At 61.2% G+C, this 24,374-nt stretch carries 22 protein-coding genes and 1 other RNA gene; 8 read left to right on the top strand and 15 right to left on the bottom strand.

Features of this window, described 5'->3' with window-relative positions; translation table 11 throughout:
- Nucleotides 1-22 precede the first annotated feature (22 nt).
- From KCG44_RS00230 to KCG44_RS00205, 6 genes are all read left to right on the top strand, one after another.
- A complete protein-coding gene (locus tag KCG44_RS00230; protein ID WP_218443470.1) occupies nucleotides 23-2,356 on the top strand; it encodes a DUF2460 domain-containing protein in 2,334 nt (777 codons plus the stop codon).
- The gene (locus tag KCG44_RS00225) at nucleotides 2,357-3,190 is read left to right on the top strand and encodes a phage/gene transfer agent baseplate hub protein (RefSeq protein WP_218443469.1); all 834 of its coding nucleotides are present in this window, start codon (nucleotides 2,357-2,359) and stop codon (nucleotides 3,188-3,190) included.
- Nucleotide 3,191: 1 nt separating this feature from the next.
- Nucleotides 3,192-3,602, top strand: a complete 411-nt coding sequence (locus tag KCG44_RS00220) for a peptidoglycan endopeptidase (protein WP_218443467.1) — start codon at nucleotides 3,192-3,194, stop codon at nucleotides 3,600-3,602.
- The gene (locus KCG44_RS00215; RefSeq protein ID WP_218443466.1) at nucleotides 3,602-5,809 is read left to right on the top strand and encodes a phage tail protein; all 2,208 of its coding nucleotides are present in this window, start codon (nucleotides 3,602-3,604) and stop codon (nucleotides 5,807-5,809) included. The genes KCG44_RS00220 and KCG44_RS00215 overlap by 1 nt, the downstream gene beginning before the upstream one ends.
- A 16-nt stretch (nucleotides 5,810-5,825) precedes the next feature.
- Nucleotides 5,826-6,323, top strand: coding sequence for a DUF2793 domain-containing protein (locus KCG44_RS00210; RefSeq protein ID WP_218443465.1), 498 nt, complete (start codon nucleotides 5,826-5,828; stop codon nucleotides 6,321-6,323).
- A gap of 144 nt (nucleotides 6,324-6,467) precedes the next feature.
- The gene (locus KCG44_RS00205; RefSeq protein ID WP_218443464.1) at nucleotides 6,468-7,628 is read left to right on the top strand and encodes an OmpA family protein; all 1,161 of its coding nucleotides are present in this window, start codon (nucleotides 6,468-6,470) and stop codon (nucleotides 7,626-7,628) included.
- Nucleotides 7,629-8,198: 570 nt separating this feature from the next.
- On the opposite strand, the gene KCG44_RS00200 is transcribed toward KCG44_RS00205, so the two are convergent.
- On the bottom strand, nucleotides 8,199-8,498 hold the full coding sequence (locus KCG44_RS00200) for an SCP2 sterol-binding domain-containing protein (RefSeq protein WP_218443463.1): 300 nt from the start codon (nucleotides 8,496-8,498) through the stop codon (nucleotides 8,199-8,201).
- A 92-nt stretch (nucleotides 8,499-8,590) separates the two neighbouring features.
- On the bottom strand, nucleotides 8,591-8,917 hold the full coding sequence (locus KCG44_RS00195) for a hypothetical protein (protein WP_218443461.1): 327 nt from the start codon (nucleotides 8,915-8,917) through the stop codon (nucleotides 8,591-8,593).
- 413 nt (nucleotides 8,918-9,330) lie between these two features.
- Here KCG44_RS00195 and KCG44_RS00190 point away from each other — a divergent pair, with 413 nt between their 5' ends.
- Complete coding sequence (locus KCG44_RS00190) at nucleotides 9,331-10,035, top strand: EAL domain-containing protein (protein ID WP_218443460.1); 705 nt, start codon at nucleotides 9,331-9,333, stop codon at nucleotides 10,033-10,035.
- Between the two features lie 7 nt (nucleotides 10,036-10,042).
- Here the strand turns inward: KCG44_RS00190 and lipB are convergent, their stop codons facing one another.
- From lipB to KCG44_RS00170, 4 genes are all read right to left on the bottom strand, one after another.
- Nucleotides 10,043-10,654 (bottom strand): lipoyl(octanoyl) transferase LipB, encoded by a 612-nt coding sequence (gene lipB, locus KCG44_RS00185; RefSeq protein ID WP_218443459.1) that lies wholly within the window; start codon nucleotides 10,652-10,654, stop codon nucleotides 10,043-10,045.
- A 60-nt stretch (nucleotides 10,655-10,714) separates the two neighbouring features.
- The gene (locus KCG44_RS00180; protein ID WP_218443458.1) at nucleotides 10,715-11,848 is read right to left on the bottom strand and encodes an epoxide hydrolase family protein; all 1,134 of its coding nucleotides are present in this window, start codon (nucleotides 11,846-11,848) and stop codon (nucleotides 10,715-10,717) included.
- 9 nt (nucleotides 11,849-11,857) lie between these two features.
- Nucleotides 11,858-13,474: a GMC family oxidoreductase gene (locus KCG44_RS00175; protein ID WP_218443456.1), complete on the bottom strand. Its 1,617-nt coding sequence runs from the start codon at nucleotides 13,472-13,474 to the stop codon at nucleotides 11,858-11,860.
- 161 nt (nucleotides 13,475-13,635) lie between these two features.
- Nucleotides 13,636-15,240 carry a spinster family MFS transporter gene (locus tag KCG44_RS00170; protein WP_218443455.1) on the bottom strand — a complete coding sequence of 535 codons (1,605 nt, stop codon included), beginning with the start codon at nucleotides 15,238-15,240 and terminating at the stop codon, nucleotides 13,636-13,638.
- Between the two features lie 89 nt (nucleotides 15,241-15,329).
- Between KCG44_RS00170 and KCG44_RS00165 the strand changes: the two genes are divergently transcribed.
- Nucleotides 15,330-15,791, top strand: a complete 462-nt coding sequence (locus KCG44_RS00165; protein ID WP_218443454.1) for a low molecular weight protein-tyrosine-phosphatase — start codon at nucleotides 15,330-15,332, stop codon at nucleotides 15,789-15,791.
- 51 nt (nucleotides 15,792-15,842) lie between these two features.
- Here the strand turns inward: KCG44_RS00165 and KCG44_RS00160 are convergent, their stop codons facing one another.
- From KCG44_RS00160 to KCG44_RS00120, 9 genes are all read right to left on the bottom strand, one after another.
- Nucleotides 15,843-16,568 carry a hypothetical protein gene (locus tag KCG44_RS00160; RefSeq protein ID WP_218443452.1) on the bottom strand — a complete coding sequence of 242 codons (726 nt, stop codon included), beginning with the start codon at nucleotides 16,566-16,568 and terminating at the stop codon, nucleotides 15,843-15,845.
- Between the two features lie 161 nt (nucleotides 16,569-16,729).
- Nucleotides 16,730-17,097, bottom strand: an RNA gene (rnpB, locus tag KCG44_RS00155) — RNase P RNA component class A.
- A gap of 46 nt (nucleotides 17,098-17,143) precedes the next feature.
- Nucleotides 17,144-17,851, bottom strand: coding sequence for an N-acetylmuramoyl-L-alanine amidase (locus KCG44_RS00150; RefSeq protein WP_218443451.1), 708 nt, complete (start codon nucleotides 17,849-17,851; stop codon nucleotides 17,144-17,146).
- On the bottom strand, nucleotides 17,848-18,744 hold the full coding sequence (locus KCG44_RS00145; RefSeq protein ID WP_218443450.1) for a DMT family transporter: 897 nt from the start codon (nucleotides 18,742-18,744) through the stop codon (nucleotides 17,848-17,850). Before KCG44_RS00145 ends, KCG44_RS00150 begins: the two co-directional genes overlap by 4 nt.
- Before the next feature lie 183 nt (nucleotides 18,745-18,927).
- Entirely contained in the window at nucleotides 18,928-19,842 is a 915-nt protein-coding gene (locus KCG44_RS00140; RefSeq protein WP_500797175.1) for a CheR family methyltransferase, read from the bottom strand.
- Nucleotides 19,839-20,945, bottom strand: coding sequence for a chemotaxis-specific protein-glutamate methyltransferase CheB (gene cheB, locus KCG44_RS00135; protein WP_218443448.1), 1,107 nt, complete (start codon nucleotides 20,943-20,945; stop codon nucleotides 19,839-19,841). Before cheB ends, KCG44_RS00140 begins: the two co-directional genes overlap by 4 nt.
- 35 nt (nucleotides 20,946-20,980) lie before the next feature.
- Complete coding sequence (locus tag KCG44_RS00130) at nucleotides 20,981-21,346, bottom strand: response regulator (protein WP_218443446.1); 366 nt, start codon at nucleotides 21,344-21,346, stop codon at nucleotides 20,981-20,983.
- A 57-nt stretch (nucleotides 21,347-21,403) separates the two neighbouring features.
- Nucleotides 21,404-21,838, bottom strand: coding sequence for a chemotaxis protein CheW (locus KCG44_RS00125; protein ID WP_218443445.1), 435 nt, complete (start codon nucleotides 21,836-21,838; stop codon nucleotides 21,404-21,406).
- Nucleotides 21,835-24,315: a hybrid sensor histidine kinase/response regulator gene (locus KCG44_RS00120; protein ID WP_218443444.1), complete on the bottom strand. Its 2,481-nt coding sequence runs from the start codon at nucleotides 24,313-24,315 to the stop codon at nucleotides 21,835-21,837. The genes KCG44_RS00125 and KCG44_RS00120 overlap by 4 nt, the downstream gene beginning before the upstream one ends.
- Nucleotides 24,316-24,374: the final 59 nt, after the last annotated feature.

The raw sequence follows: 24,374 nt of genomic DNA, 5'->3' as shown, positions 1-24,374 counted from the left end.
GGATTTATCTGGGAGATATTGGATGGGGCATTATCTGGCGGGGCCGGGTGACCAGGTGCGCACGGACTGGATGGCGCGGTTCGATGCGGCGCATTGGACACTGAATTTTCCGCGGCCAATGATGGCGAGCGTAACGACGACGGCGGCGGATTCCCTGCGCGTCGATCTGGCCTATTACAAGCGCGACGATCTGTGCGGTCTGATCTGGGACAGTGTGGATCAGGTCGATCATCCGCTGCTGCGCTACGAGACGCGGCGGGACTATCGCGGGATGCTGCTGTCCTTTGGCTGGCGGTCGGTCGGCGATGTCAAACCGCTGGACGTCCCCAATGGCGCGGTGCTGACGATTGAGGGGCGGGATGCAGAGGGTGCAGCGCAGGTCTGGTATGTGCGCTTGTGGAATTACGCCTCGGGAAGCGTGACGGACGCGCAGATCGTCCTTGATTTCGACGATATGCGATCGGGTTTCGAACCCGGCGGCGATAAGGTTTTCGCAGGCGATATCGACCGGATGTTCATCAGTCTGACGCCCGAAGGGTTCGACGGGAGCGATGCGCCGCTGACCGTGCCGGAAGAAGCGACCGTCTGGCTGGAGGGCATACGCTGCGAAGGCTCGGGGTCGAAAATCCGGATCGGCGATGCCTGCATCCCCCCGCACAAGCTACGCATCGCGACGGGGTATGACGATGATTATCATCTGACGCCGGAGCGGCTGCTGCGAAATGTGCAGGCGCTCGGCTATCGCAAATGGCTGACACTATATGTGGGCATGTCGCACTTCATGCGGCTGGAACCCCGTGCGGGCGGTGCGGGGTTCAAGGTTGTCACGGCGGGCGATCCGCTGGTGGGGCCGTGCCGAATATGGATGGAAGACCTGGCGGCGCGGGCCGCTGCGGATGACGTGACCATTATTTTCTCGCTAAGCTACGAACTGTTCGATGCCTATGCGCCGGAAGAGTGGAAGCAGCGGGCACATGACGGATCGCCCGCGCTGACAGGCTGGGCACCGCCGTCAACGCTGCTGTCGCCGGTCAATGGTGATGCGATGGCGTGGTTACAGTCAGTAGCGGCGGCCTTTGCGGGCATATCGCAAATTGCTGGCCGCGAAAGCTGGTTTCAGGTGGGCGAGCCGTGGTGGTGGACCGGTTTTGGCGACCGGCAGGTGCCCTGCTTCTACGATGACGCGGCGGTTGCCGCCTATACCGCCGAGACGGGCAGTCCGGAGCCGGTACGGCTGACGAACTTGCCCGGGACGCTGACAGCGGCGCAGGCAAATTATGTGGCCTGGCTCGGCGGGAAGCTGGGGCAGTCCGTGCTGTCTGTCATGGACGCGGTGAAGGCGGCCGTGCCGGGCACCAAGACGGCAATGCTGTTTTATGCGCCGCAGGTGCTGCGTGAAGACGCGCCGTGGCTGAAGATGGCCAATATGCCTGCGGAATTCGCCGCGCCGGCATTCGATGTGCTGCAGCTGGAGGATTATGATTTCGTGCTAGCGGAGGATCGCGGGGCATCGCGGCGGGCGGTGGCGGCAATCGAGGCTGAACTTGGATATCCAGCGGCGGCGCAGGATTATTTTTCGGGCTTCGTGCTGACCGCAGAGGCGCGGGGCCGCTGGCCCGTGATTGCAGAAGCTGCCGAGCGCGCGCTGGCGCGCGATGTGCGCGAGACGTTCGTCTGGGCGCTGCCGCAGGTCAGGCGCGATGGCTTTACCTATTTCACGATGGATGGGGAGACGAATGTGGATGCGTTTCATGATGTTGCCTTTCCGATTGCCCTTGGCGAGGGGGCGAGCGGCGGGCCGGAATTTCTGACGCAGGTGGCAGAAACCATTTCCGGCCATGAGCAGCGATCGATCGTCTGGGCACAGGGACGCCTGCGCTACGATGCGGGCCCTGGCATTCGGTCGGAGGCGGATCTGAGCGCGCTGGTGCGTTTCTACCGTGCGCGGCGAGGGCAGGCGCATGGGTTCCGTCTGCGTGATTTGCTGGATCATTCATCGGGCGATGATGGCGGTCTGGATGCGCGCGATCAGCTATTGGGAATTGGCGATGGCGTTAGGACGGATTTTCCACTGTTAAAGCGATATGGCGACGGCGAGGATGCCGAGCTGCGCCGGATTACACGGCCAGAGGCCGGGACCGCGCGGGTGGCGGTGGACGGTAGCGAAGTGTTCGGCTGGACCCTGGAGGCGGGCGGTGTCGTGCGCTTCGATAATGCGCCGACTGGTGCGGTGTCGGCGGGTTACCTGTTCGATGTGCCGGTGCGGTTTGCCGAAGACCGACTGGAAATCTCGCTAAATGCGTGGCGGGCTGGCGAAGTGCCGTCCGTCCCCATGGTCGAAGTTCGCGAGGCATAGATGCGTGACATTCCGGAAGGGCTTGCGGCTGCGCTGGACGCGCCGCTGACGTCGCTTGCATGGCTGTGGCGACTGGTCCGTGCCGACGGCATCGCGCTCGGCTTCACGACCCATGACCGCACCGTGCGCTGGGACGGGATGGATTATCATCCGGCACCCGGCATGGTGCCATCGGCGACGATCGAGTCCGACGGCCTGGATGTTGAGGGGCTGGACGTTTCGGGTGTGCTGTCCTCTGACGCCATCCGGGCGGTCGATATCGCGGCGGGGCGCTATGACGGCGCGCGGGCAAGCCTGATGCTGCTCGACTGGACGGCCCCTGAAGCTGGTGCGCTGACCCTGATGTCGGGGACGCTGGCTGATCTTGTCGAGCGCGGCGCGGCATTCGAGGCGCGGCTTGAAACCGCCGAAACCGTGCTGTCGAGGGTGCCGGTGGAGCTGACGACACCGGAATGCCGGGCACGGCTGGGCGATGCACGCTGCGGCGTGGACCTGAAACCGCTGCGGCGGAATGTGACTGTCGCCGAGATCATCGATCAGTCGCAGGTGCGCGTAAGTGACGTCGATCCGGAGAGGCTTTATATATACGGCGTGGCGCGTCCGCTTTCCGGCGCGCTTGCCGGGGTCGATATTGGCATATCGAGGGTCGACGGCGACATATTGATCTTCGACGATGCGGTGGCAGGGTTGTCGGTCGGCGATGACATGCGTCTGACGCAGGGCTGTGACCGGCGCTGGCAGACCTGCCGGGTGCGCTTTGGCAATGGCGACCGGTTTCGCGGCGAGCCCCATGTGCCGGGCCGCGATGCTGTGCTGCGGTATCCGGGGCTTTGATGTGACCACAGGAACGGGCGCCGCGATTGTCGCAGCGGCGCGGGAAGCGCTGGGAACGCCGGTGAGGGTGCAGGGGCGTGTGCCGGGACTGGCGCTGGACTGCGTCGGCCTGGTGCTGACGGCATTACGGGCGGCAGGGGCGAGATTTGATGTGCCCGCCGACTATTCGATCGCGACGGACAATCGCGCGCGGCTGCTGAACGGGCTCGCGGCATGCGGATTGCAGCGCGTCGCTGCGCAGGCTGCCGGAGACGTTATGGAAATGCGGGTAGCCCCCGGCCACCATCATCTGGGTATCGCGAGCGATGCCGGCGTGATCCATGCCGATTTCGGCGTGGGACGGGTGGTTGAAGCGCGAATGCCGCCGGAATGGTCGATCGTGAACATCTGGCGCTGGCAGGGGGAAGGCTGATGGCAAGTGTAGTTCTGACGGCGGCGGGGGCCTTTATTGGCGGACCGATCGGTGCCGCAATCGGGGCCGTCGTCGGTAGCGAAATCGATCGCCGCGTGCTGTTCAAGCCAAAGGGGCGGGAAGGGCCGAGGCTTACCGATCTGTCGGTTCAAGGCAGCGATTACGGCGCGCCGCTTGCCCGCCATTATGGTACTGTCCGCAGCGCGGGAACCGTAATCTGGACGTCGGGGCTGAAAGAAACGGCGCATCGCTCCGGCGGAGGAAAGCGTTCGGGCGGACGGACGACCAGCTATAGTTACTCAGCCAGCTTTGCGATCGCCATTGCCGCGCGTGAAATCGGCCGGGTCGGGCGGATCTGGGCCGATGGCAAATTGCTGCGCGGGGCGGCCGGAAACTTGCTGGCTGGCGGGACGGTCCGGACCTACCGGGGGACGGAACGACAGGAACCGGACCCGCTGATAGAGGCATCACTAGGGCCGGGAATGGCACCGGCATATCGCGGTTTGGCCTATCTCGTCTTCGATGGGCTCGAACTCGCGGACTTCGCGAACCGCATTCCGAACATCAGCGCGGAGATATTTGCGGATGAGGGCGTCGCTGATGCGGCGGCCATCGCGGCTGACCTTGTGAACGTCGTTGATGGCCGTGTTGTTGCCGGGGAATCAGGGCGGGCCGTGACGGGGTTCTCTGTCGCAAACAGTGCCGATGTGGCCGGTGTGGTGGGAAGCCTTGACGTGATCGCGCCCATGTCCGTTATCGCGATGCCGGAAGGACTGCGCTTTTCCAGCAGGATGATGGGCCAAACGGAACTGGTTTCGGCGGACCGTTTAATGGCCGATAAGTCGGGTGCAGTCCATGTGGGGGATCGTTCGCGGCTTGGCGAGCGCGGCCTTCCCTCGGCGTTCACGCTGGCAGCGAACGATCCCGAGCGAGATTATCAGCCCAGTGTGCAGCGTGCGATCCGGTCGCAGGCACTGGGAAGTGGAGAGCGGCACTTCGATGTCGCCGCAAGCCTGAACGCCGCCGAAGCCAAGCGGGTCGCAGAAGCGCACCTGTCCGATCTGTGGGCGCGGCGCTCGGAAGCCCGGCGGCGCTTACCGATACGCTATATCTCGCTGATGCCGGGCGACATCGTGAACATTGCCGGGGACGGAGAATGGCACGTGCGGCAGGTAGAGGTCGAGGGTTTGTCGGTTGCCGTTCAACTGGAACGGAGGCGCGGGACCATGCTCGCGCTTCCCAATGCGGACGCCGGGGATTCCCTGCCGCAGCTGGACGTACCCCAAGGCGCAACCATGTCGCATGTGATGGAATTGCCGCCAATTGGCGGCGAAGGCGATGCCGATCCGCGCGTCTGGATCGCCGCAGGCGGGGCGAGTGCCGGCTGGCGACGTGCGGAAATATGGATTAGCGGAGACGGCGGCGAAAGCTGGCGTTCCATTGGCGTTGTGAGCACCCCGTCGCTTATGGGGACCGCCGCTTCAGCGCTGCCCGCTGCGGCCACGGCAGGCTGGGACGAAACAAGCCGTCTGACGGTTGAGTTGCTGGACGATCAGGTTCTGACCGGTACAACCGCATCAGCTGTACTGGGCGGGCAAAATCTGGCGCTTGTCGGTGAAGAACTGGTGCAATTTCGCGACGCCGTGCAAACCGGGCCAAAGCTTTGGGAACTTTCTGGATTGTTGCGCGGGCGGCGCGGTACCGAGGCCGCCGCGGCGTCGCATGCGGCCAATGAACGGTTCGTGCTTCTGGAACCGGAGGTTCTGTTTCCGCTCGACTTCGCGCTCTCCGATATCGGCCGAACCCTGCTGGTAAAGGCGGTGGGGCCAGCGGACAGTTTGCCGACGGCTCCAGAAGTCTCGCTGGCGATAAGCGGGCGATCGCTAAGGCCGTTATCGCCGGTACATCTGTCGGTGTTAAGGTCGGCAGATGGCGATTTGACCGTACACTGGATCCGTCGAAGCCGACGCGGTTTCGGATGGCCGGACGGGTCAGATGTGCCCCTTGCCGAGGAAAACGAGGTCTATCGCGTGGAAATCGCCGCCTCAGGAGACGTAAGGACGTTTCATGTCGACCGCGAGGAGTTCACATATACGCTATCGCAGCAGCAGGCAGATTTCGGCGGATCCCTCGGTTCGGCGATACTGACGGTGCGTCAGGTGAGCCAGAGTGTTGGCGCGGGCGACGCAGCTGAACTTTCATTTTGAGTATAGGAGGCCGCAGATGACCGACCAGACCGATTCTTTTTCCATTCCCCTTTTGCAGGCGGGCCAGGCGCAGAAAGACGTTACCCATAATGAAGCGGTGCTACGGCTTGAGCGCTGGCTTGCGCCGCGTGTCAAAAGCCGTTCGCTGGCCGTTCCGCCCGCCGCCCCGGATATTGGCGATGCATGGGTCGTGGCAGCTGGTGGTGCCGCGCAATGGGCAGGGCATGACGGCAGAATCGCCGAGTGGCGGGGCCGATGGATGTATCTGTCCCCGCCGGATGGTCTGCTTATCTGGATTGAGGATGAGGACGCTCTTTTGATGCGCAAGAACGGCGTGTGGCGTGACGACGGACTACCGGTCGATGCGATTTCATTGCGGGGAACGAAACTGTTCGCCGCAGACCCGCAACCTGTGGTCGACCCCGCTGGAGGGGGTGTGATCGACGTCGAGGCGCGCGCGGCTATCGCTGCATTACTGGCTTCCCTTAGGGGGATGGGCTTGGCGAGCGGCTGAAATCCGGCATTTTCCGCCCCGGGGAGTGCGTCTTTTTTGCAACAATGTTGAAAGTTTCCTCGCTTGCGCCAGAAATAAATGAACTATACACGACCTCCTGCGTATTCTTGCTGGAATTCGTTTGATTTAAGAAAGGGGAATTCAATGCGTAGATTGGCCCTCGTAGCGGCGCTCGCCGGTACTGCCATGGCTAGCCCATCGCTCGCCAAAGATGATGCTTGGTATATCGGTCTCGAGGCCGGTGCACTGCTCGCCCAAGATGTCGGTATCGATATTGTCGACGGTGACGGAGACGTCATTAGCAGTGGCATTAATGTCGATCACAAGATCGGCTACGATGTCGGCGGCATTGTAGGTTATGATTTCGGCGGCTTTCGCACGGAATTTGAACTCGCTTGGAAGCAAGCCCATCTTGATGAAGTGGGGTTGAACAGTGTTGGCGGTAGCGGCATCCTTGGTGGTGGTACGGCCTCTGCACTTGCGGCCGGTAACTATCGCGATGGTCAGTTCGAAGACGGCGACGGCTCTACCCAGGTTTTAAGCTTCATGCTTAACGGCATGCTTGATTTCTCTGGCGAAGATTCTCCGTGGGCGGCGTCTGTCGGCGGTGGTGTCGGTATTGCCCGTGTTAAGGCGAATATCTATCAACTCGCGGAAGGTGGCGCGGCATTTGTCGATGATAGCGACACCGGCTTCGCTTGGCAGCTTCTTGCTGGCGTGCGTCGCGAGCTTTCCGATAAAGTGGACCTCGGGCTCAAGTATCGTTACTTTGTAGCCAACGGCAATGAATATGTTGACGTGCAGGGGCAGAATCTGGACAGCAAGTTCACCAGCCACTCGCTGCTTGCAAGCCTGATCCTCAACTTCGGTGCGCCGGAAGCGCCCCCGCCTCCGCCACCTCCTCCGCCCCCACCACCGCCACCCCCTCCGCCTCCTCCGCCACCGCCTCCAGCGGCGCCAGCGGTTGAGAACTTCATCGTGTTCTTCGATTGGGATCAGTCGGACATCACGCCTGAAGCTGCGGAAACGCTGGATCGTGCGGCTGCTGCCTATGCAGCTGGCGGCAAAACGAGCATCACGCTTGCCGGTCACGCCGACAAGTCGGGTGGCGATGCGTATAACGTTGGTCTCTCGCAGCGTCGTGCTGACGCCGTGCGTGACTACATGGTCGCAAAGAACGTCGCTGAAAGCGCGATTTCAACGGAGGCTTTCGGTGAAAGCAAGCCGCTCGTCGAAACTGCCGACGGTGTGCGCGAGCCACAGAATCGCCGCGTGGAGATCAATTTCGGCGGTGCCGGAATGTAGTCTTCCTTCGGATCCGGCTTCGGCCAGATCCGAACGGTTCGGGAAAATGGGGTCGTCCTTTCGAGGGCGGCCCTTTTTCTTTGTAGCTGCAAATTCTGAGTGCTGCATGGATGGGCGATTGGACCAGACGTTGTGGTGAACCCACGAAATAGGGACAGCGGTCGAAACCAGTGTTGGCGGTTATGGCGCGGCACGCTACTCAGGGTCGTCGATCGTGTTTTTGAGTTACAGCCCTGTTGGACCGGGAATTGCTATCGCAGAATCTGTGGGGAAATGCGCAAAGTGCACGCCCATGAGCTAAGCCCTGCTTGGACTGCCTCCAAACAGGGCATCTTTCGCGAATTGTAAGCACATTTCAGCGTCCGAAATCAGTAAATCGTCCAGCAGTGCGCGTGCCGGACTCGTTCAATGGCTGCCGAAAGAATATGTGGCAGATGCAGCTCGCTCGTGGATCACGATCTTACCCAGAATGAATGCAGAGGACGGTAGTTCCCAAGCAATTGCGGATATAAAAACGGGCGCCGTATTCTCACACGGCACCCGCAAATATACCAGTAAGTAAAACTGTGCTCAGCCGAATACTTTGCCGAGCTGCATCGCAACGGACATGTCGCCTTCGACTTTCAGCTTGCCCTGCATGAAGGCCATTTGCGCGTTCGTATCGCCAGCGGCGATGCTTTCAAAATCGTCTTTGGAGACCTTGATCGTGCAGTCGGTGGCAACGTCTTCATTATCAACAATAGCGGGCGATGCCGTGTCATCTATGCGCACGGTTCCTTCGTCGCCGAAATCGAATTTGACGCTCTTGTTAAGATCGGCATTGGCACCTACGCGCTCGCGCATATTCTGGGTAATTTCTTCAAGGGTCATGATCTTGCTCCTTTCAGGCAGACCGCGAGAGTGCGGCGCTCCCTATATCTCGCCAGTTTCGCCACATATGGCATTTTTCGATCAATATTGCGCTATTCAGACTCGCCCTCATCCTCGAGCGCTGGTGAAGGCAGGCTCGGCGGCATATCAGTGACATTGTCGGTCTGCGCGCGGCCCAGCATATCGATACCGGCATCGGCATTTACAGGATCGATGACCGGCTCGATACCGCCAGCGGCGACATCCACATTCATGACATCCATCGTCGATGCATCAAAGTCGCTCTCGATTTCCACGGTGCCGGTTTGAGTAACACCGCCATCGCCGCCTTCGGCGCCATCGCTATCTCCGCAGGCGGATAGCGTAAGAAGCGCGATTCCCGCGAGGGTGGCGGGAAGATAGCCAAGATTACGCATCATCGTGGTGAACTCCTGTTGGATGAACTGCCCATAGACCTAGCCGGAAACCTGGATGCCCTCAAGAGATGACCTCATGGCACGGCGCTTCTGTTAGGAGGTCGTTAACGAATTGCGCATACCATTTGATAACATGTTGCGGCGAGGCCGTGATGCACAAATGGAGATGCGTTGCCATGTCACGAGATGACTGGGTCGTAATCGCCTCCTATTTGCTGGGGGGCTGCGTCCTCTCAGTATTCGGCCCTGATTTATGGGGCCTGCCGACGATATTTGCGGCTGCGGCCGCATTTGGGACCTCTGCAACATTTTGCGTCGCGCATTTTCTCTGGCGCTTCAGCCGTAATTTTCTGGCGAGGCGGCGGCGTGTCCTTACTCCTTCTGCCCATGCGTCAATATCACCGGCTGATCCCATTGTGCCCCGCATTGATGAAGGCGATGCCACAGGGAAGCCGGTACCGGCTCCCGCGCCGGAAGCGGTTAATCTCGACCTCTCACTTCAGCCCATCGTCAGTCTGAAGGACGGCAAGCCGCGTCACTATATGGCCAGGGCTGACATATGTATGGCTGCGCAGGATAGGGAGCGGGCCGACACCTTCTCAGACACGCTGAAGATTGCGGAGGTGATCGCACTTGCCAGCCATCTGGGTGAGGCCACTCCCGAAGCCCGTATTTTTTGTGGTATCTCACCCGGAACACTCGAAGACGAATCGTTTCGCAGAGATCTCGTTGAAGTTTTGTCAAAAGTACCTGAGCTTGCCGAGCGCCTCGTCTTCGAAGTGGACGCCGAAATGGCCGCGCTGACAAATCCGGCGGCGACGGATCTGGCGGCTCTCGTCAAGCTTGGTTTCGCGCTTTGCGTACGCCTCAACGCAGCAGAGCAGGTGCACGAAAATTTCGTTGGCACATTGCGTAAGCTGACGGCCCATCGAATGCTGATGCTGACGAAGGGGGGCGTTCTGGCCCAGCGACGCTGCGGCATCACCCTGATCGCCACGGATATCGTGACTGAAAGTGTTGTTTCCGGTTTGAGCCAGCTTGGCGTCTCCCTTGGTGAGGGTGAGATATTCGGTGCCGCCAGAACCATAAGGCGGCCATCCCTCACAAAACTGGCGGCCTAACCGGCGCCTAGAATGGCCGCGCAGCGCGCAGCGCTGCATCGAATACCTTCATGTCAGCGTCAATTCCAAGAGCGGAGAGGCTTGTCACCGGGAATTCGGCAAGGCCGCAGGGGACAATGCCGCCATAGTGCGACAGGTCGGGTGTCACATTCACCGCGAAGCCATGCAGGGTGACCCACTTTCGCACGCGTACGCCAATGGCAGCGATTTTCGCTTCCCCGGATTTCGTGTCGACCCAGACGCCCACCCGGCCGTCGATTGCGCGCCCGTGAATGCCGAATGTTCTCAGCGCGTCGATGATCCAGCCTTCAAGCCGTGCGACATAGGCGCGAATATCGCGGCCATGCCTGGTCAGGTCGATGGCAGGATACACAACACGCTGACCCGGGCCGTGATATGTATATTGCCCACCGCGGCCCGTCATGTAGACGGGAAAACGATCCGGGTCCGTCAGGTCTTCGCGCTTGGCGCTGGTGCCCGCGGTGTAAAGAGGGGGATGCTCGACCAATAATACGCGTTCTTCAAGACTGCCGTCATGAATACCGGCAGCCTGCACGTCCATTTCGTCGAGCGCGGCCTGATAGGGTGTAAGACCCTCGCGCACCTGCCACTCGGTCATGATATTGCACCCCAAAATCCTGTCCGTCAGCGGGTGAAATCGGCCGCGGCGGCCAGAATATCAAGTGAGTCCCGATACAAACTTCCTGACATCGGCCAGAAACGCGTCCGGCTTTTCCAGGCTGGCGAAGTGTCCGCCCTCAGCCATTTCCGACCAGTGGACGACATTATAGCCGCGCTCGACCATGGAACGGGGCGGGAAGGCGAGCAGGTCTGCGGGAAAACATGCGATGCCGACGGGCACTTCGACGCGCTTTCCTTCCGGCATGGAGAACCCTCCCTCGTCGAACATACCCCGATATATCCATGTGGCAGTGTGGAAGCTGCGTGTGGTCAGATAGATCATGATATTCGTCAGCATCTGATCCATCGTGAACGGAGGCTGTGCATTCTGGTCGCCAACTTCGCTCCAGCCGCAGAATTTCTCGGCGAGCCAGGCCGCGACGCCCATGGGGGAGTCCATCATCGCATAGGCGAGGCTTTGCGGCTTGGTGCCCTGCAGATGCAGATATGCGGTTTCTTCGTCGCGGATTTTCAGCGCCCATTTCATCCATTTCCTATCCGCTTCGGTATGCGGTGTCATATCGTGGGCACGCAGGCCGTAGCCGTTCAGGTGCACCGCCTCGACACGGGAAGACTCCAGACCGGTCCAGCCGCCGATCACGCTGCCCCAGTCGCCGCCCTGATATAGATAGCGATCATAGCCGAGCGCTGGCATCAGCGCGTCGTAAAGGCGTGCTGTCTGACGCGGGCCAATCGGGGTCTTCGGCTTATCGGACCAGGCGTAGCCGGGCAGGGACGGTGCCACCACATGAAACGCGGGATGATCGGCGTCCTCTGGCTCGGCGAGGCGTTCGATAATGGCATCGAATTCCAGTACCGACCCCGGCCAGCCATGAGCGATCAATAGCGGGCGGGCGTCCGCACGTGAACTTTGCTTGTGGATGGCGTGGAGGCGCAGGCCCGGTTCAACCTCCACACGGAAATGCGGGTGCCGATTGAGCGAGAAGACTGCCGCTTCCCAGTCATATTCATCCAGCCAGTAGCGGCGCAGCTTCTCCAGATATGCGCGATTGGCACCGTAGCGCCAGCCGGCATTTTCCGGTTCCTCAAAGAAACGAAACGCCTCCACACGGGACCGGATCCAGCTGACCTCATCAGCTTCGATCGGGATGCTGAACTTTTCGATGGTCATGAATTTTCCCTAAGCCGCGATTGCCGCGCGTTGTTCGGCCAGGATCAGGTCGCTGGCTTTCTCCGCGATCATGATCGTCGGCGCATTCGTATTGCCGCTGACGAGGTTGGGCATGATGGAAGCGTCGACGACGCGCAGGCCCTCTATGCCGCGCACCCGCAGATGCGTATCGAGCACCGCGCTATCGTCCGCGCCCATGCGGCAGGTGCCGACGGGATGATAGATGGTTTCCGCGCTGTCCCGCACCATGTTCAGCAATGTGTCGCGATCCGTGATGTCTTCGCCGGGCCATATCTCGCGCGGGCTGAGCGGTTGCAGCGCGGCACGGCGTCCGATCTCACGCGTCATTTCCAGTCCGGCCAGCATGACCTCGACGTCGTTTTGCGTGCTGAGGTAATTCGGGTCGATGCGGGGATGATCGTCGGGATCGGCGCTGGCGAGGCGGATGGTGCCGCGGCTTTCCGGCCTCAGTTGGCAGATATGGCTGGAGAAACCGTGCTGATCCGGTAGCTTTCCGGCGCCGTGCGCCTGCCCAAGACCAGGCAGCAGGTGCAGCTGCACGTCGGGTGCGGCAAGCCCCTCACGCGTGGACAGGAAGGCGCCTCCGGGGGTCGGAATATAGCTTCCCGGCCCCTCGCGTTTCCAAAGCCACATGCCAAGCGCCTTAAGCTGATTGTGGAACTTGGCATTGCTGTTCAGGCTGATCGGTTCCTCGATGGACCATTGGACGATCAGGTCGAGATGGTCCTGCATGTTGCCGCCGACATCGGGCGCGTCATGGACGACATCAATGCCGAGCGATCTCAAATGTTCGGCTGGACCAATACCGGACAGCATCAGCGTTTGCGGGCTGTTGATCGCGCCGCCTGACAAAATAATCTCACGGCCAAAGACGACATCCGCCTTGCCGTTCTGGCGAATGCCGACGCCCTGTGCGCGCTTGCCCTTGAACATGATCCGGTCGGCGAGGACACCTGTCCTGACCTCCAGGTTCGGCCGGTTCAGGACTGGCGTCAGATATGCCTTTGCCGCGCTCATCCGTTCGCCGTCCTTGCAGGTGGCATCATAACGCCCGGCTCCTTCGAACTGCGGGCCGTTGAAATCGTCGGTGAGGGGATGACCAGCCTCATGGGCGGCCGCGATGAACAGATCCGTGATCCTGTCGGGCCGCGCCCGCTTGGTCGTGTGCAGTGGCCCCCCGGAACCGTGGAAGTCGGTCGCACCGCGGTCGGAACTCTCCGATTTCTTGAAATAGGGCAGGACATCGTCCCAGCTCCAGCCGGTGCAGCCTGTTTGCGCCCAGCGGTCGTAATCGGACGCATGGCCGCGAATGTAGACCATGCCGTTGATGGATGAGGATCCGCCAAGCGTCTTGCCGCGCGGCCAGTACAGTCGGCGGTTGTTCAGATGCTGCTGCGGCTCGGTCCAGTATCCCCAGTTTTCCGGTGCGATCTTGTCGGGGCTGATCAGTTTTCCCACGCCTGCGGGAAAATGGATGAACATGGACTTGTCCGGCTTCCCCGCTTCCAGCAGCAGGACGCGGTTCCCAGGGTCGGCACTTAGCCTGTTGGCCAGCACACAGCCGGCGCTGCCAGCGCCAATGATGATGTAGTCATAATCGGACATGCACGATCCTCCTCGAATAAACCGTCATTCACAGAAAGGCCGGAAGCTGTCCCTGGCATGCGGCTTTGCCACGCGATGATATGAGACAGCCTCCGGATTTCGCCGGAATGACGTTTGTGTGGGGAACAGGATCACCGCTTCCGCCGCACTGGACAAGCCCGTCAATTCGATAAGCTTGCCGTGGAAACCGCCGCCGCTGCGCGGGCATCCTTCGTCGCTTCCGCCTCTGGAAGTTTTTTGTACAGGATGAAGAGGCAGAGAAGGGTCACGGGCACCATTAAGAGCAGGCTCATGACGCCGATGGCAAGGTCGCCGGTTTCGGCTGACACAGTGCCCGCGAACCAGGGGCCAAGGCCAAGGCCAATCAGTGTCGTGCCAAGAAAATAAGTCGCCGTTGCCGCGCCGCGCATGCGCGGCTGGACAAGGTCCTGACTGGTCGCGGCGGCGACACCGACCCACATGCTCGCGACGATATTGGACGGTGCGCTGACCAGGTAGAATATTGTCAGACTGTCAGTCGTGTAGAGGATCAGGAGAAGCGGTGCCATGGCGACAATGGCGAAGATACCCACCAGGATACGTCCGGCCGGATTTCTGCGCTTCAGGATATCGGAAATCTTGCCGCCCAGAATGACGCCGACAAAGCCGCCGCCAGCGCCAAGGCCGCCCAGGATCAGGCCGACCATTGCGGGATCGACCTGGTCGGCAAAGGTCCTCAATACATAAGGGGCCGCCCAGAAGGTCGCGGCATAGGTGTTGAAGGCAATGGTGCCAAACCCGACAAGGGTCAGCAGAAAGCTCGGCGTGCCCCAGATCAGCGCATATGTCGCGGGGTCACGGCGCTTGATCGACTGCGACCAGCTGAACACGGCGTAAGCGCCAATACCGAGCGCGCTGAACTGTAGAACATTGCCCGACGATACACCGACCAGCATGACGATGCCGTAAGCGCCCGCGGCGATGACGACGGCGGCGACGATATTGTTGATGAGGCTTCTGCTGCCCCCGCGGGCGGCATCGATCAGGGTCAGCGGCGGAATGACGCTGCATAACTCCGCGAAAAACTTCGGCCATGGGTTGGGCTCGGGCGGCTGATAAGTGCCCTCCGACATGCCGCGCAGCGGCTCGCGCAGCGTCGCAACCCACAGGGCGACCAGAATGCCGGGGATGCCGACGGCCATGAATGCGGCCTGCCAGCCGACGACGTTGAACCCGGCCAGATCATATCCGCCAGGGAAGGCTTCATTCCAATTGCCTGCGACCGCACCGCCAATGAACAGCGATACGCCGCCGCCAATGTAGAGCCCCCCCGAATAAATCGCGAGCGCGGTGGCGCGGCTTTCCTTCGGGAAGTAATCTGAGATCATGGAGAAGGCGGCGGGACTGGCGGTTGCCTCGCCAATGCCGACGCCGATGCGTGCGCCCGCGATCTGCGCAAAGCTCGACGCGAGACCGGAAAGGGCGGTCATCGATGACCACACCGTCAGGCCGATCGCCATCAGCCGCTTCCTGACCCACATGTCGGCAAGGCGACCAAGCGGAATGCCGAACAGCGCATAGAAAACCGCGAAGGCGGTGCCGTACAGAAAGCCCATCTGGCCATCGTCAATGCCAAGGTCGGCCTTGATGTCTTCCGCCAGGATGGAGAGGATCTGCCGGTCGACGAAGTTCAGAATGTACACCAGGACGAGAACGCCAAGGACATAATAGGCATAGCCGCTTCCCACGTCTTTTTCCCGCGACGCGAGCAGTTCCTCGTCGGTCATTCACTGTCCTCCCCAGACGTTCCCGCATTTGCGGTACTTCGGCGAAAGGGCTAGCAGCGCGGCGTCCGATTAGAAAGCGTCATCACCCTATGTCTAACGTCAGCATTCTGTTCGTCTGTCTGGGGAATATCTGCCGGTCTCCGGTTGCGGAGGGGCTGTTTCGTGTTCGCGCGGCCGATGCGGGTGTCGATGCGGAGGTCGATTCCGCGGGCACCGGGAACTGGCACATTGGCGAGATGCCGCACCCGGGGTCACGCGCCGTGGCGAAGGCGCACGGTCTCGACATTTCCGCGCAGCGGGCGCGGCAGGTGCAGGCGCGCGACTGGTTTGAACGCTCGCATATTGTCGCGCTCGACACGGCGAACCTCAATGATCTTCAGGCGGCCCGGCCAGACGGTGCCACGGCCGAAGTGCTGCTGCTCCTGCAGGATGTCGAAGGGGGTGAAGAGGATGTGCTGGACCCCTACGGCATGGACGAAAGCGCCTTTGAGGACATGTATGTCCAGATCGACGCGGGGATCACGGCCCTGCTGGCCCGCCTGACGACATAAAAAAGGGGATACCCGCAGGCATCCCCTTTTCATCGTTCGTGATGAGAACGCTTAGGCGCGCTTGCGGGCGGCGCCGAGACCAAGAAGGCCAAAACCGAGCAGGCCGAGTGCCGCCGGTGCCGGAACCGGGCTCGCATCGACGAAGACGTCGATCGTCGTCGTTCCGATCAGCTGCTGGCCGTCAAATGCCGACAGTGAGAACGTATACTGACCCGCAGCCCGCGGATCGTTCGGCGTATAACCAAAGCCAAGATTCTGCGAATTCTGCGCGACGTTCAGTCCGCTACCCGCGCAGGCACCAGGCGTGCCATCGCCGTTCCCGGTCGAATTATTACCAAGTGCATTGTCGACGAGCAGCGCACAGGGATCAAAGGTAAAAAAGTTGGTGCCGGCACCGGCATCGGTATCGACCGACAGTGCGTATGTCAGATCGTCAAGCGTGCGACCGCTAAGGCCGTCAACGTCGGTATTGATGGAAAACTCGAAGTTGAACACGGCGCGGTTCGCGGGAACGGCGTTGCCGATATTGGTAAAGAAATAGCTGCTATCGCCGTCATAATTGAACGTGTTCTGCGGCTGGCCATTCGAGTCGTAACGCAGCTTGCCGCGCAGGGCGAGCTCTACGCCATCGTTCACGGTACCGGTAAACGAGCCGTTCGCGTTCCCACTGCCGAAAATGACGTCCGGCGTGACATTGCCCGTTCCGTTCACCGGAGCAGCCACGGCAGGCAGGGCAACGAGTGCGGTCGTCGCGGCCAGAAGTGCGGTCTTGATCATGATAATCCCCCATTTAACTTATGATAACTTAAACTTACAATATGTGAGACGAAGCAAGTTACGGGCCAGAAACAAATTTTTCGGCTATTTCAACAGGAAGCCGAATGCACAATTTTGATACAGTTCGAAACTGTAAGAAATTCCGACACTCACTCGGTTAAATTGCCAGAGGGTCTGTAAGCCGGGTTCTGTTATCGGCGATCATTCATCTGGGAACGCGGTTGCCCGCGCCCTCAAGCAACCAACCCGGACGCGCGAGGGCGATATCAGCCCCTGCCATTGAAGACGTGCCGTCCCTATTCGGTCTTGCTCCCGGTGGGGTTTACCATGACGGGCGGTGTTACCATCGCCCCGGTGCGCTCTTACCGCACCCTTTCACCCTTACCCTTCGCCGAAGCGCCGGGCGGTCTGCTCTCTGTGGCACTATCCCTGGGGTCGCCCCCGCCGGGCGTTACCCGGCACCGTGATATCGTGGAGCCCGGACTTTCCTCGATATGGCAACCCATATCGCGATCACCCGACCCTCTGGCCCATATGTATTTAAGGCCCAGGCCGCACAAAGCCAGTCCCGTTTCCTACGTCCGCGGCAGATGCGTACCGAGAATGAAGCCTTCCGGCGGATGCCGCTTCAGCAGCGCGAGCAGGATCTTGCGGGTCTCCGCATCGATCACGCCATCGAACTTGCCGGGCCGCCAGCGCCGCTGGAACGCGCTCACGGTTTCTTTCGGCAGCCGTATCTCATAGCCAAAGCGCTGCATTGCGACCAGCGTGCCTTCATCAATCCATAGCGGGTCATAATCGAATTCGGGTTTCGTCTCGGCAAGGCCCAGCGCGGCGAAACGGTCCCAGGGAAAGAGCTCGCCAGGGTCGATCTTGCGGTCCGGCGCGATATCGGAATGACCGACCACGTTGCGCGGGTCGATGTCATGGCGCTGAAGAATGTCCCGGAGCAGCCCTTCCAAAGCGGCCATTTGCGGTTCCGGAAAATCCACATAACCATGATCATGGCCTGGATTGGCAAGCTCGATGCCGATGCTTGCCGAATTCACATCGCGGATGCCGCGCCAATAGGCCCGGCCCGCATGCCAGGCGCGGCTTTCTTCGGCGACCAGCCGGACGGGCGTGCCGTCCTCCGCGATCAGATAATGCGCACTGACCTTCGCCTCCGGATCACGCAGGCGTTCCAGCGCCGCGGCGGCGCTTTTCATGCCGGTATAATGGATGACCACCATCGAAATGTCCGCGCGCCGCGTGTCGAAATTGGGGGAAGGGCTTTCGATCATCGCTTGCTCCCGCTGATCATTGCCGTCGTCAGCTCCGGCTGTTTTGCTGCACTTCTGAATGTAATGATGGCGACGCCGAGGAAACTTACAAGGGCACCGGCGATGAAGCTGGAACTGACCGGTGTGTCAAAAGCAAGGACCGCGGCGCCCGCGGAAATCAGCGGCGTCGGCAGTGTGAGCGGAACGATGGTCGAAACTTCGTAACGCTGCAAAAGCCAGCTCATTCCCGCATGGCCAACGATGGAGGAGAGGATCGCCGAGAAGGCGATCCAGCCCCAGATGTCCGCGGGAAGTGATGCCGCGCCGGCAAGCGCGCCAGGCTCGAAGATCAGCGATGCTCCGGCCAGAACAGGAACGCTGACCAGCGCCAGCCAGCCATGAATGTTCATCACGCCGATCCCCTGCAACTGGCGAAAGAGCAGCGAACCCACGGCCCAGATAAAGCTGGAGATAACGGTCAGCGAGACGCCCGGCCATTCCTGCAGTATCGCCGGATCGAATCCCATGATCGCGATTCCCAGAAATGCCAGGCTGACGCCGCCAATGCGCAGCCACCTGATGCGTTCCTTGAAGAATATGACGGCGAGGATCAGGCTGAATGGCACCCCGAGCTGCCCGGTGATCGCCAGCGCGGCGACATTCTCCGTCACCGCCATCGACAGGTTCACCAATGTCATGAAACCCGCACCCGCAATCAGGCCCGTGATCAGAATGCGGCGCATACGCCCCGGAACCCAGCGGATGAAGGGCAGGCAGACGAGCAGTGCGATCACATAGCGAAGCGTCACCGCCGCCAGCGGTTCAGTCGCTTCGACCGCCAGTTTCACCGCGACGATATTCAGCGCCCAGCACAGGTCGATAAACAGGATGAAAGCGAGATGAAGGGGGCGCATGGTGCAAGCGGCCTATCGGCAGCGTGACAATTTGGGAATCGGAAACGCCATATTGGGGACGGCGCGGCTGGCGAGGCATCGCTGTCGGCACGTGCGTGCGCGATACCGGTTTGAAGACATTGGCGGTATTGTCCTGCACCCGGGATGCGTGAAAGCGGATATCGGCGGTCCCGCAGGCGGCGGTTACACCGTCCGGCTCGGCTGTTGACCTGCGGCGTGCCCGGGCTGCGAAAATACCGCGGGACGGGCGGGGATTTGCCCGGTATCAGGCGCATCGGCCATCATGGCTGGCGCGGATTTATAAAAACCGCGGTGAATGGGCGACCGTGCGAAAAGGTCCTGATGCCCAAACGTGGTTTCCGCCGCGCCAAGTGCCAGGACACCATCGTCAGCCATCGCGTCGCGAAGGTTGACAAGCGCCCGGCGCTTTTCCTCCGCACCAAGGTAAAATAATACGTTGCGCGCGAAGATGATATCGAAAGCCGCCCGGCGCGGCGGCGGCGCAAGCAGGCTGTGCGTCCGAAACGTCACCCTGTCGCGAATATTGTCGACAAGCGTCCAGTCGTCGCCGGTCTTGACGAAATGCTGCAACAGCCGATGTGTCGAAAGTCCGCGCTGGACCTCGAACTGCGTATAGCAGGCGCTGCGGGCGCGGTCGACGGCGACGCTGCTCAGGTCGCTGGCAAGAATATCGATTTCCCAGCCCGCCCATTCCGCCTGGTTTTCGGCGAATAGCATGGCGAGCGAATAGGGCTCCTGGCCGTGGGACGATGCGGCGCACCAGATCGATATGCGCCGTCCATCCGCGCGTTTTTCCTTGAAGTCCGGCAGAAGTGCCTGCTCCAGCTGGGCAAACGGGATGCCATCGCGGAAGAAGAAGCTCTCATGGTTCAGCATTGCCTCGACCACATCACGGGCGAGCGCCGACCCGGGCCTTAACCGCGACGCCAGCACATCGATTGTAGCGCAGCCCTCCCGCCTGAGAATGGGCCCGAGGCGCGACGGCAATAGATATGCCTTGTCCCGCGTGAGTTCCATGCCCGCTTCGCACCGCAGGAGGTGGGCAAAACAATCGAAACTGGCCGGTACGGCCCTCACGAGCCGCCGACCAGATCGGCGACAAACGGCCCCATATCCTCAATCGACAGCACATCGTCGGCCAGCCCCTCATGGACAATGGCGCCGGGCATGCCCCAGACGATCGAGCTGACAGCGTCCTGGGCAAGAATGTGCGCACCGGCCGCCCGCATGGCCTTCGTCCCTTCCAGGCCATCTTTTCCCATGCCGGTCAGCATGATCGCGAGCGCCGCCGAACCATAGATATCGGCGACGGAACGGAATAGCGGATTGACCGACGGGCGGCAGAAATTTTCCGGTGGATCATCCGTAATCCGAATCCGGGGCGTGCCGTCCGCAGCCCGTCTCACCGACATATGATGGGCGCCCGGCGCGATATAGATCTGTCCCTGCGTGATGGCGTCATCGTGCACGGCTTCCGCAGAGGAGATCCCGGTCTGCCGTGTCAGATGCGTCCCCAACAAACCCGTGAACATGGGCGGCATGTGCTGCGCGATCAGGATCGGCACCCGGGGGGCCTTGGGGAGATGTTTAAGAAGGGAGAAAAGCGCTGCCGGCCCGCCTGTCGAGGCGCCGATCGCGACAATTGAAGGCCGGGCCCGGCGCGTTCCCGCCCGGCCGGCGCTGCGTACCTCTGCGGCCGCGCCGACCGGCCATGCGGCCTCGCTGCCCTGGCAGATCCCCCAGACCGTTTCCACAAGCCGCCTGCGGAACTCCGCCACCGACGACCCCGACCAGTCGCTATTCGGTTTGGCGAGCGCCTCGACGGCACCCGCGCTTAGCGCCTCCATGGTGATCGCCGCGTTTCGCTGGGTAAGCGTGGAGACCATGACGATCCGGCTTTGCGGGCTTGCCTCGCGAAGAAGCGGCAGGATTTCAATGCCGCTTTTTCCTGGCATTTCGATATCCAGCAGGACGATATCTGGACGGGCGGATGCGATGTTGGCAAGCGCTTCCCTGCCGTTGCTCGCCTGGCTCACCACCTGTGCGCCCGATTCGTCCAGCCATCTTGCCATCAGGACGCGTGAAATGCCGCTGTCGTCCACCAGCATGACGCGCGGCGCGGGGGGATGTATCGTCTTGTGTCGCTCGCTACCGGGCGATTTTGTTGCGATATTCTTCACGGGGGGTGCTGCCCTTCCCGGTGGAGGAAGGGAAATCAGATGACGCCGACCTGGTTCAGCTTGGCTTCGATAATGTCACGGTCGAACGGCTTCATGATATATTCGTCCGCGCCCGCTTCCATGGCTTCGCGAATATGGGACATGTCGTTTTCGGTTGTACAGAAAATGACGGTAGGCTGTTTTTCGACGTCCTGCGCGCGCAGGTTCTTCAGAAACTGCATGCCGCCCATGACCGGCATGTTCCAGTCCAGGAAGATGACATCGGGCATCGACGTGCCGCAGCGATCCAGCGCCTCCTGACCGTCACCCGCCTCATCGATGTCCAGTTGGAAATCTTCCAGGATACGGCGGGCCACCTTGCGGATGACCTTGGAGTCGTCGACAATCAGGCAGGAACTCATGAATCTGGACTTTCTTTCGTTGAAACACTTGTTTGACAGCAGATGGTTTCCGGGCGGTTAAGCGGCTTCATTGAACTTTCCCCGGATCAGATGTTCGATATCGATTTCGATCAGAAGCTGTGTGGGCAGACGCACCACACCGCGCGATACGCTGCGCCAGTGGGAATCGAGCGTGGCGGGTTCCGGTTCACGCTGATCCTCGGTCACGGAGATTACCTCTCCGACGGAATCGACGATCAGGCTATAGGCTTCCGGCCCCAGATTGACGACGACGCACATTTGCCGTGCATCGGGGTCGGCGGGAGGCAGGTTCATGCGCGCGCGCATGTTGATCGCCGTCACGATATGCCCCCGCAGGTTCATCATCCCGGCAATCCAGTCGGCTGCACGGGGCACGGGCGTGATGCTGCCCAGGCGCACCACATCCTGAACGGCTTTCACGTCGATGCCAAGGCTGGTACCGGCCAGTTTCATATTGACAAGCTGGCTCATGCGGCTGCCTCCTCGTCAAGTTTCACACTTTCTTCGAGGAGTTCAAGCAGACGCTTGCGATCGAATTTCGCCACGTAACGGTCAAAGCCGGCCTGTAGCCCGGCCTCCATATCCTGTTCGTCGCTGAGCGAGGACAGCGCGACGAGGGGCAGGTCCGACCAGCTGCCGCCGGAACGGATATTTCTGGCGAAATCGAGACCGCTTTTGCCGGGCATTTCGATGTCACTCAGGATGAGATCGAACGTCTCCCCGGCGGCGCGCAGCGAAAGCGCGTCATCCACCGACGCGGCGGCCTTGACCTGATATCCGGCCGCGCTCAGCAGCGGGGTGAGCATGTTGCGGAAAAAAGGGCTGTCGTCGATGACAAGGACCCGCGCGCCGGTTGCCGCGCCATCGCGCCTTGTCGACGCGCCGCGTTTTGGCATGTCGACCGTGAAAAGGTGCGCGACGTCGATCAGTTCGGTGGCCTTGCCCGCGACCACGGCTGTACCGAGCCGTTCGGGGTCGTCCGAGCAGAGTTCGAGTGCGACATTGGCTTCGATGATATCCACGACCTCATCGACGGCCAGGGCAATAATTTCGCCATGATCCGCGAAGATCAGTGCGGCCTGCTTTCCAGATTCAATTGGCGTGTACCGGCCATTGAGACAGACGACGGGCACCAGCTCGTCACGCAGCTGGACAACGGCATGTTTCCCGGACCATTCGATCGCGTCCGCCGGAATTTCCTCAATGCGTGAAACCAGCGCCAGCGGCACGGCGCGCGGATGCGGCCTTCCGCCGGCTTTGAAAATAAGGATCGCGTCCTTCGCGATCGGCAGCGGCGCCTTGGATTCCTGATCCATATTCGCCAGCGCATCCGCTTCGCGCTGCGTTTCGCTGCCAAGCTCCTCGGCGAGACCGTTGGCGTCAAGGATCATGATCACCTGACCATCGCCCAGGATCGCGTTGCCCGCATAAAGGCTAAGACCAGCGAGGGGGTGGGAAACCGGCTTCACCACCAGCTCTTCGGTATCGAAGACCTCATCGACCAGGACGCCATATTCATTACCGGCCCCGCGGATGATGAGAACGTGATCGGTCGCCCCGCCCGGCATGCCGAGCGTGTGGCCAAGATCGATCAGGGGAAGCAGCCGGCCGCGCAGGCGTATCACGCGGGCACCCGCGACCGTCTCGACCCTGTGCTCGCTGTCGGCGTCCGTCCGCACCAGCTCCGCCACCGCGATCTGGGGAATGGCGAAATGCGCGCGCGCCTTTTCAGGCCCCACGCCGATGATCAGCGCGGGCATGATGGCGAGGGTAAGCGGGATCCGGATACGAAACCGCGTGCCTTCGCCCATCTTGGTATCGACCTCGATGGTGCCGCCGATCTTTTCGATATTCGCGCGGACGATGTCCATGCCGACGCCGCGCCCGGAGATCTGCGTGACTTCCTTCGCCGTCGACATGCCGGGCATGAAGATGAGGCGCGCCAGCTGCATGTCGGACGCTTCGTCCGCCTGCGCCGATGTCAGGACGCCATGCTCGACGGCCTTTTCCTTCAGCTTCGGAAGATTGAGGCCGCAGCCATCGTCCGACAGGTCAATCGTGATATGTCCGCCCTCCTGCGCCGCGGACAGGTGGATGGTCCCTGCGGGCGGCTTGCCGGCGGCAAGACGCGCGGTACGCGTTTCTATGCCATGATCGCCCGAATTCCTGACCATATGGGTCAGGGGGTCCTTGATCATTTCCAGCATCTGCCGGTCGAGCTCGGTTTCGCCGCCCTCCATTACCAGGTCGATGGACTTGTCGAGGTCGATGCCAAGTTGCCGCACAATACGCGGCAGGACATTCCACGCCCCAGATATCGGCTGCATGCGCGTGCGCATCACGCTGTCCTGCAGGCGATAGATCTGCGCCGACAGCCGTTGAAGCGGCGGGTCCATTTCGTCATGACCGGCCTGCTTGTGTTCCTGCATGAGCTGGTTGCGCGTCAGCACCAGTTCCGACACGCTGGTCATCAGTTCCTCGAGCAGGCTGACGGATACGCGTATGCTTTGCGATGCCATGTCATTGCTGGCGGCGGCGGTCGGTGCCTCGGCTGGTGCCCCATCCACAGTCTCGCCCCGCGCGAGGGCTTCCAGTCGGTTGATCAGTTCGGCGTTGTCGGTCTCAGGCTCTTTGCCGGTTTCTGCAAGCGCCGCTGTGATGATGCGGATCGCATCAATGGCAGCCAGCGTTTCGGTAACGATGGCCGGATTTGCCTTCAGGGTACCGTCACGCAGCTTTCCAAGCAGCGTTTCGGCGGCATGGGCGAGCTGTTCCAGACGCGGAAGGCCGATGAAGCCGCACGATCCCTTCACGGTGTGCACCATGCGGAAAATATTGGCGAGTACCTCCACGTCCGACGGCTCGCGCTCGAAGCGCACGATCTCATTATCGACCTGCTGAAGGTTTTCCGCCGTCTCTACCAGGAAGTCAGGTAACAGATCATCCATTTCGCATGTTTGTCCCAGTCTTTGCCAGGTCGTCTTGCGCAAGGGATGGTTAAGATGAA

Source organism: Pacificimonas pallii (assembly GCF_019204005.1).
Lineage (GTDB): Bacteria > Pseudomonadota > Alphaproteobacteria > Sphingomonadales > Sphingomonadaceae > Pacificimonas > Pacificimonas pallii.
Note: the sequence above shows the minus strand (reverse complement) of the source record. Positions and strands in the feature narration are given on the sequence as shown.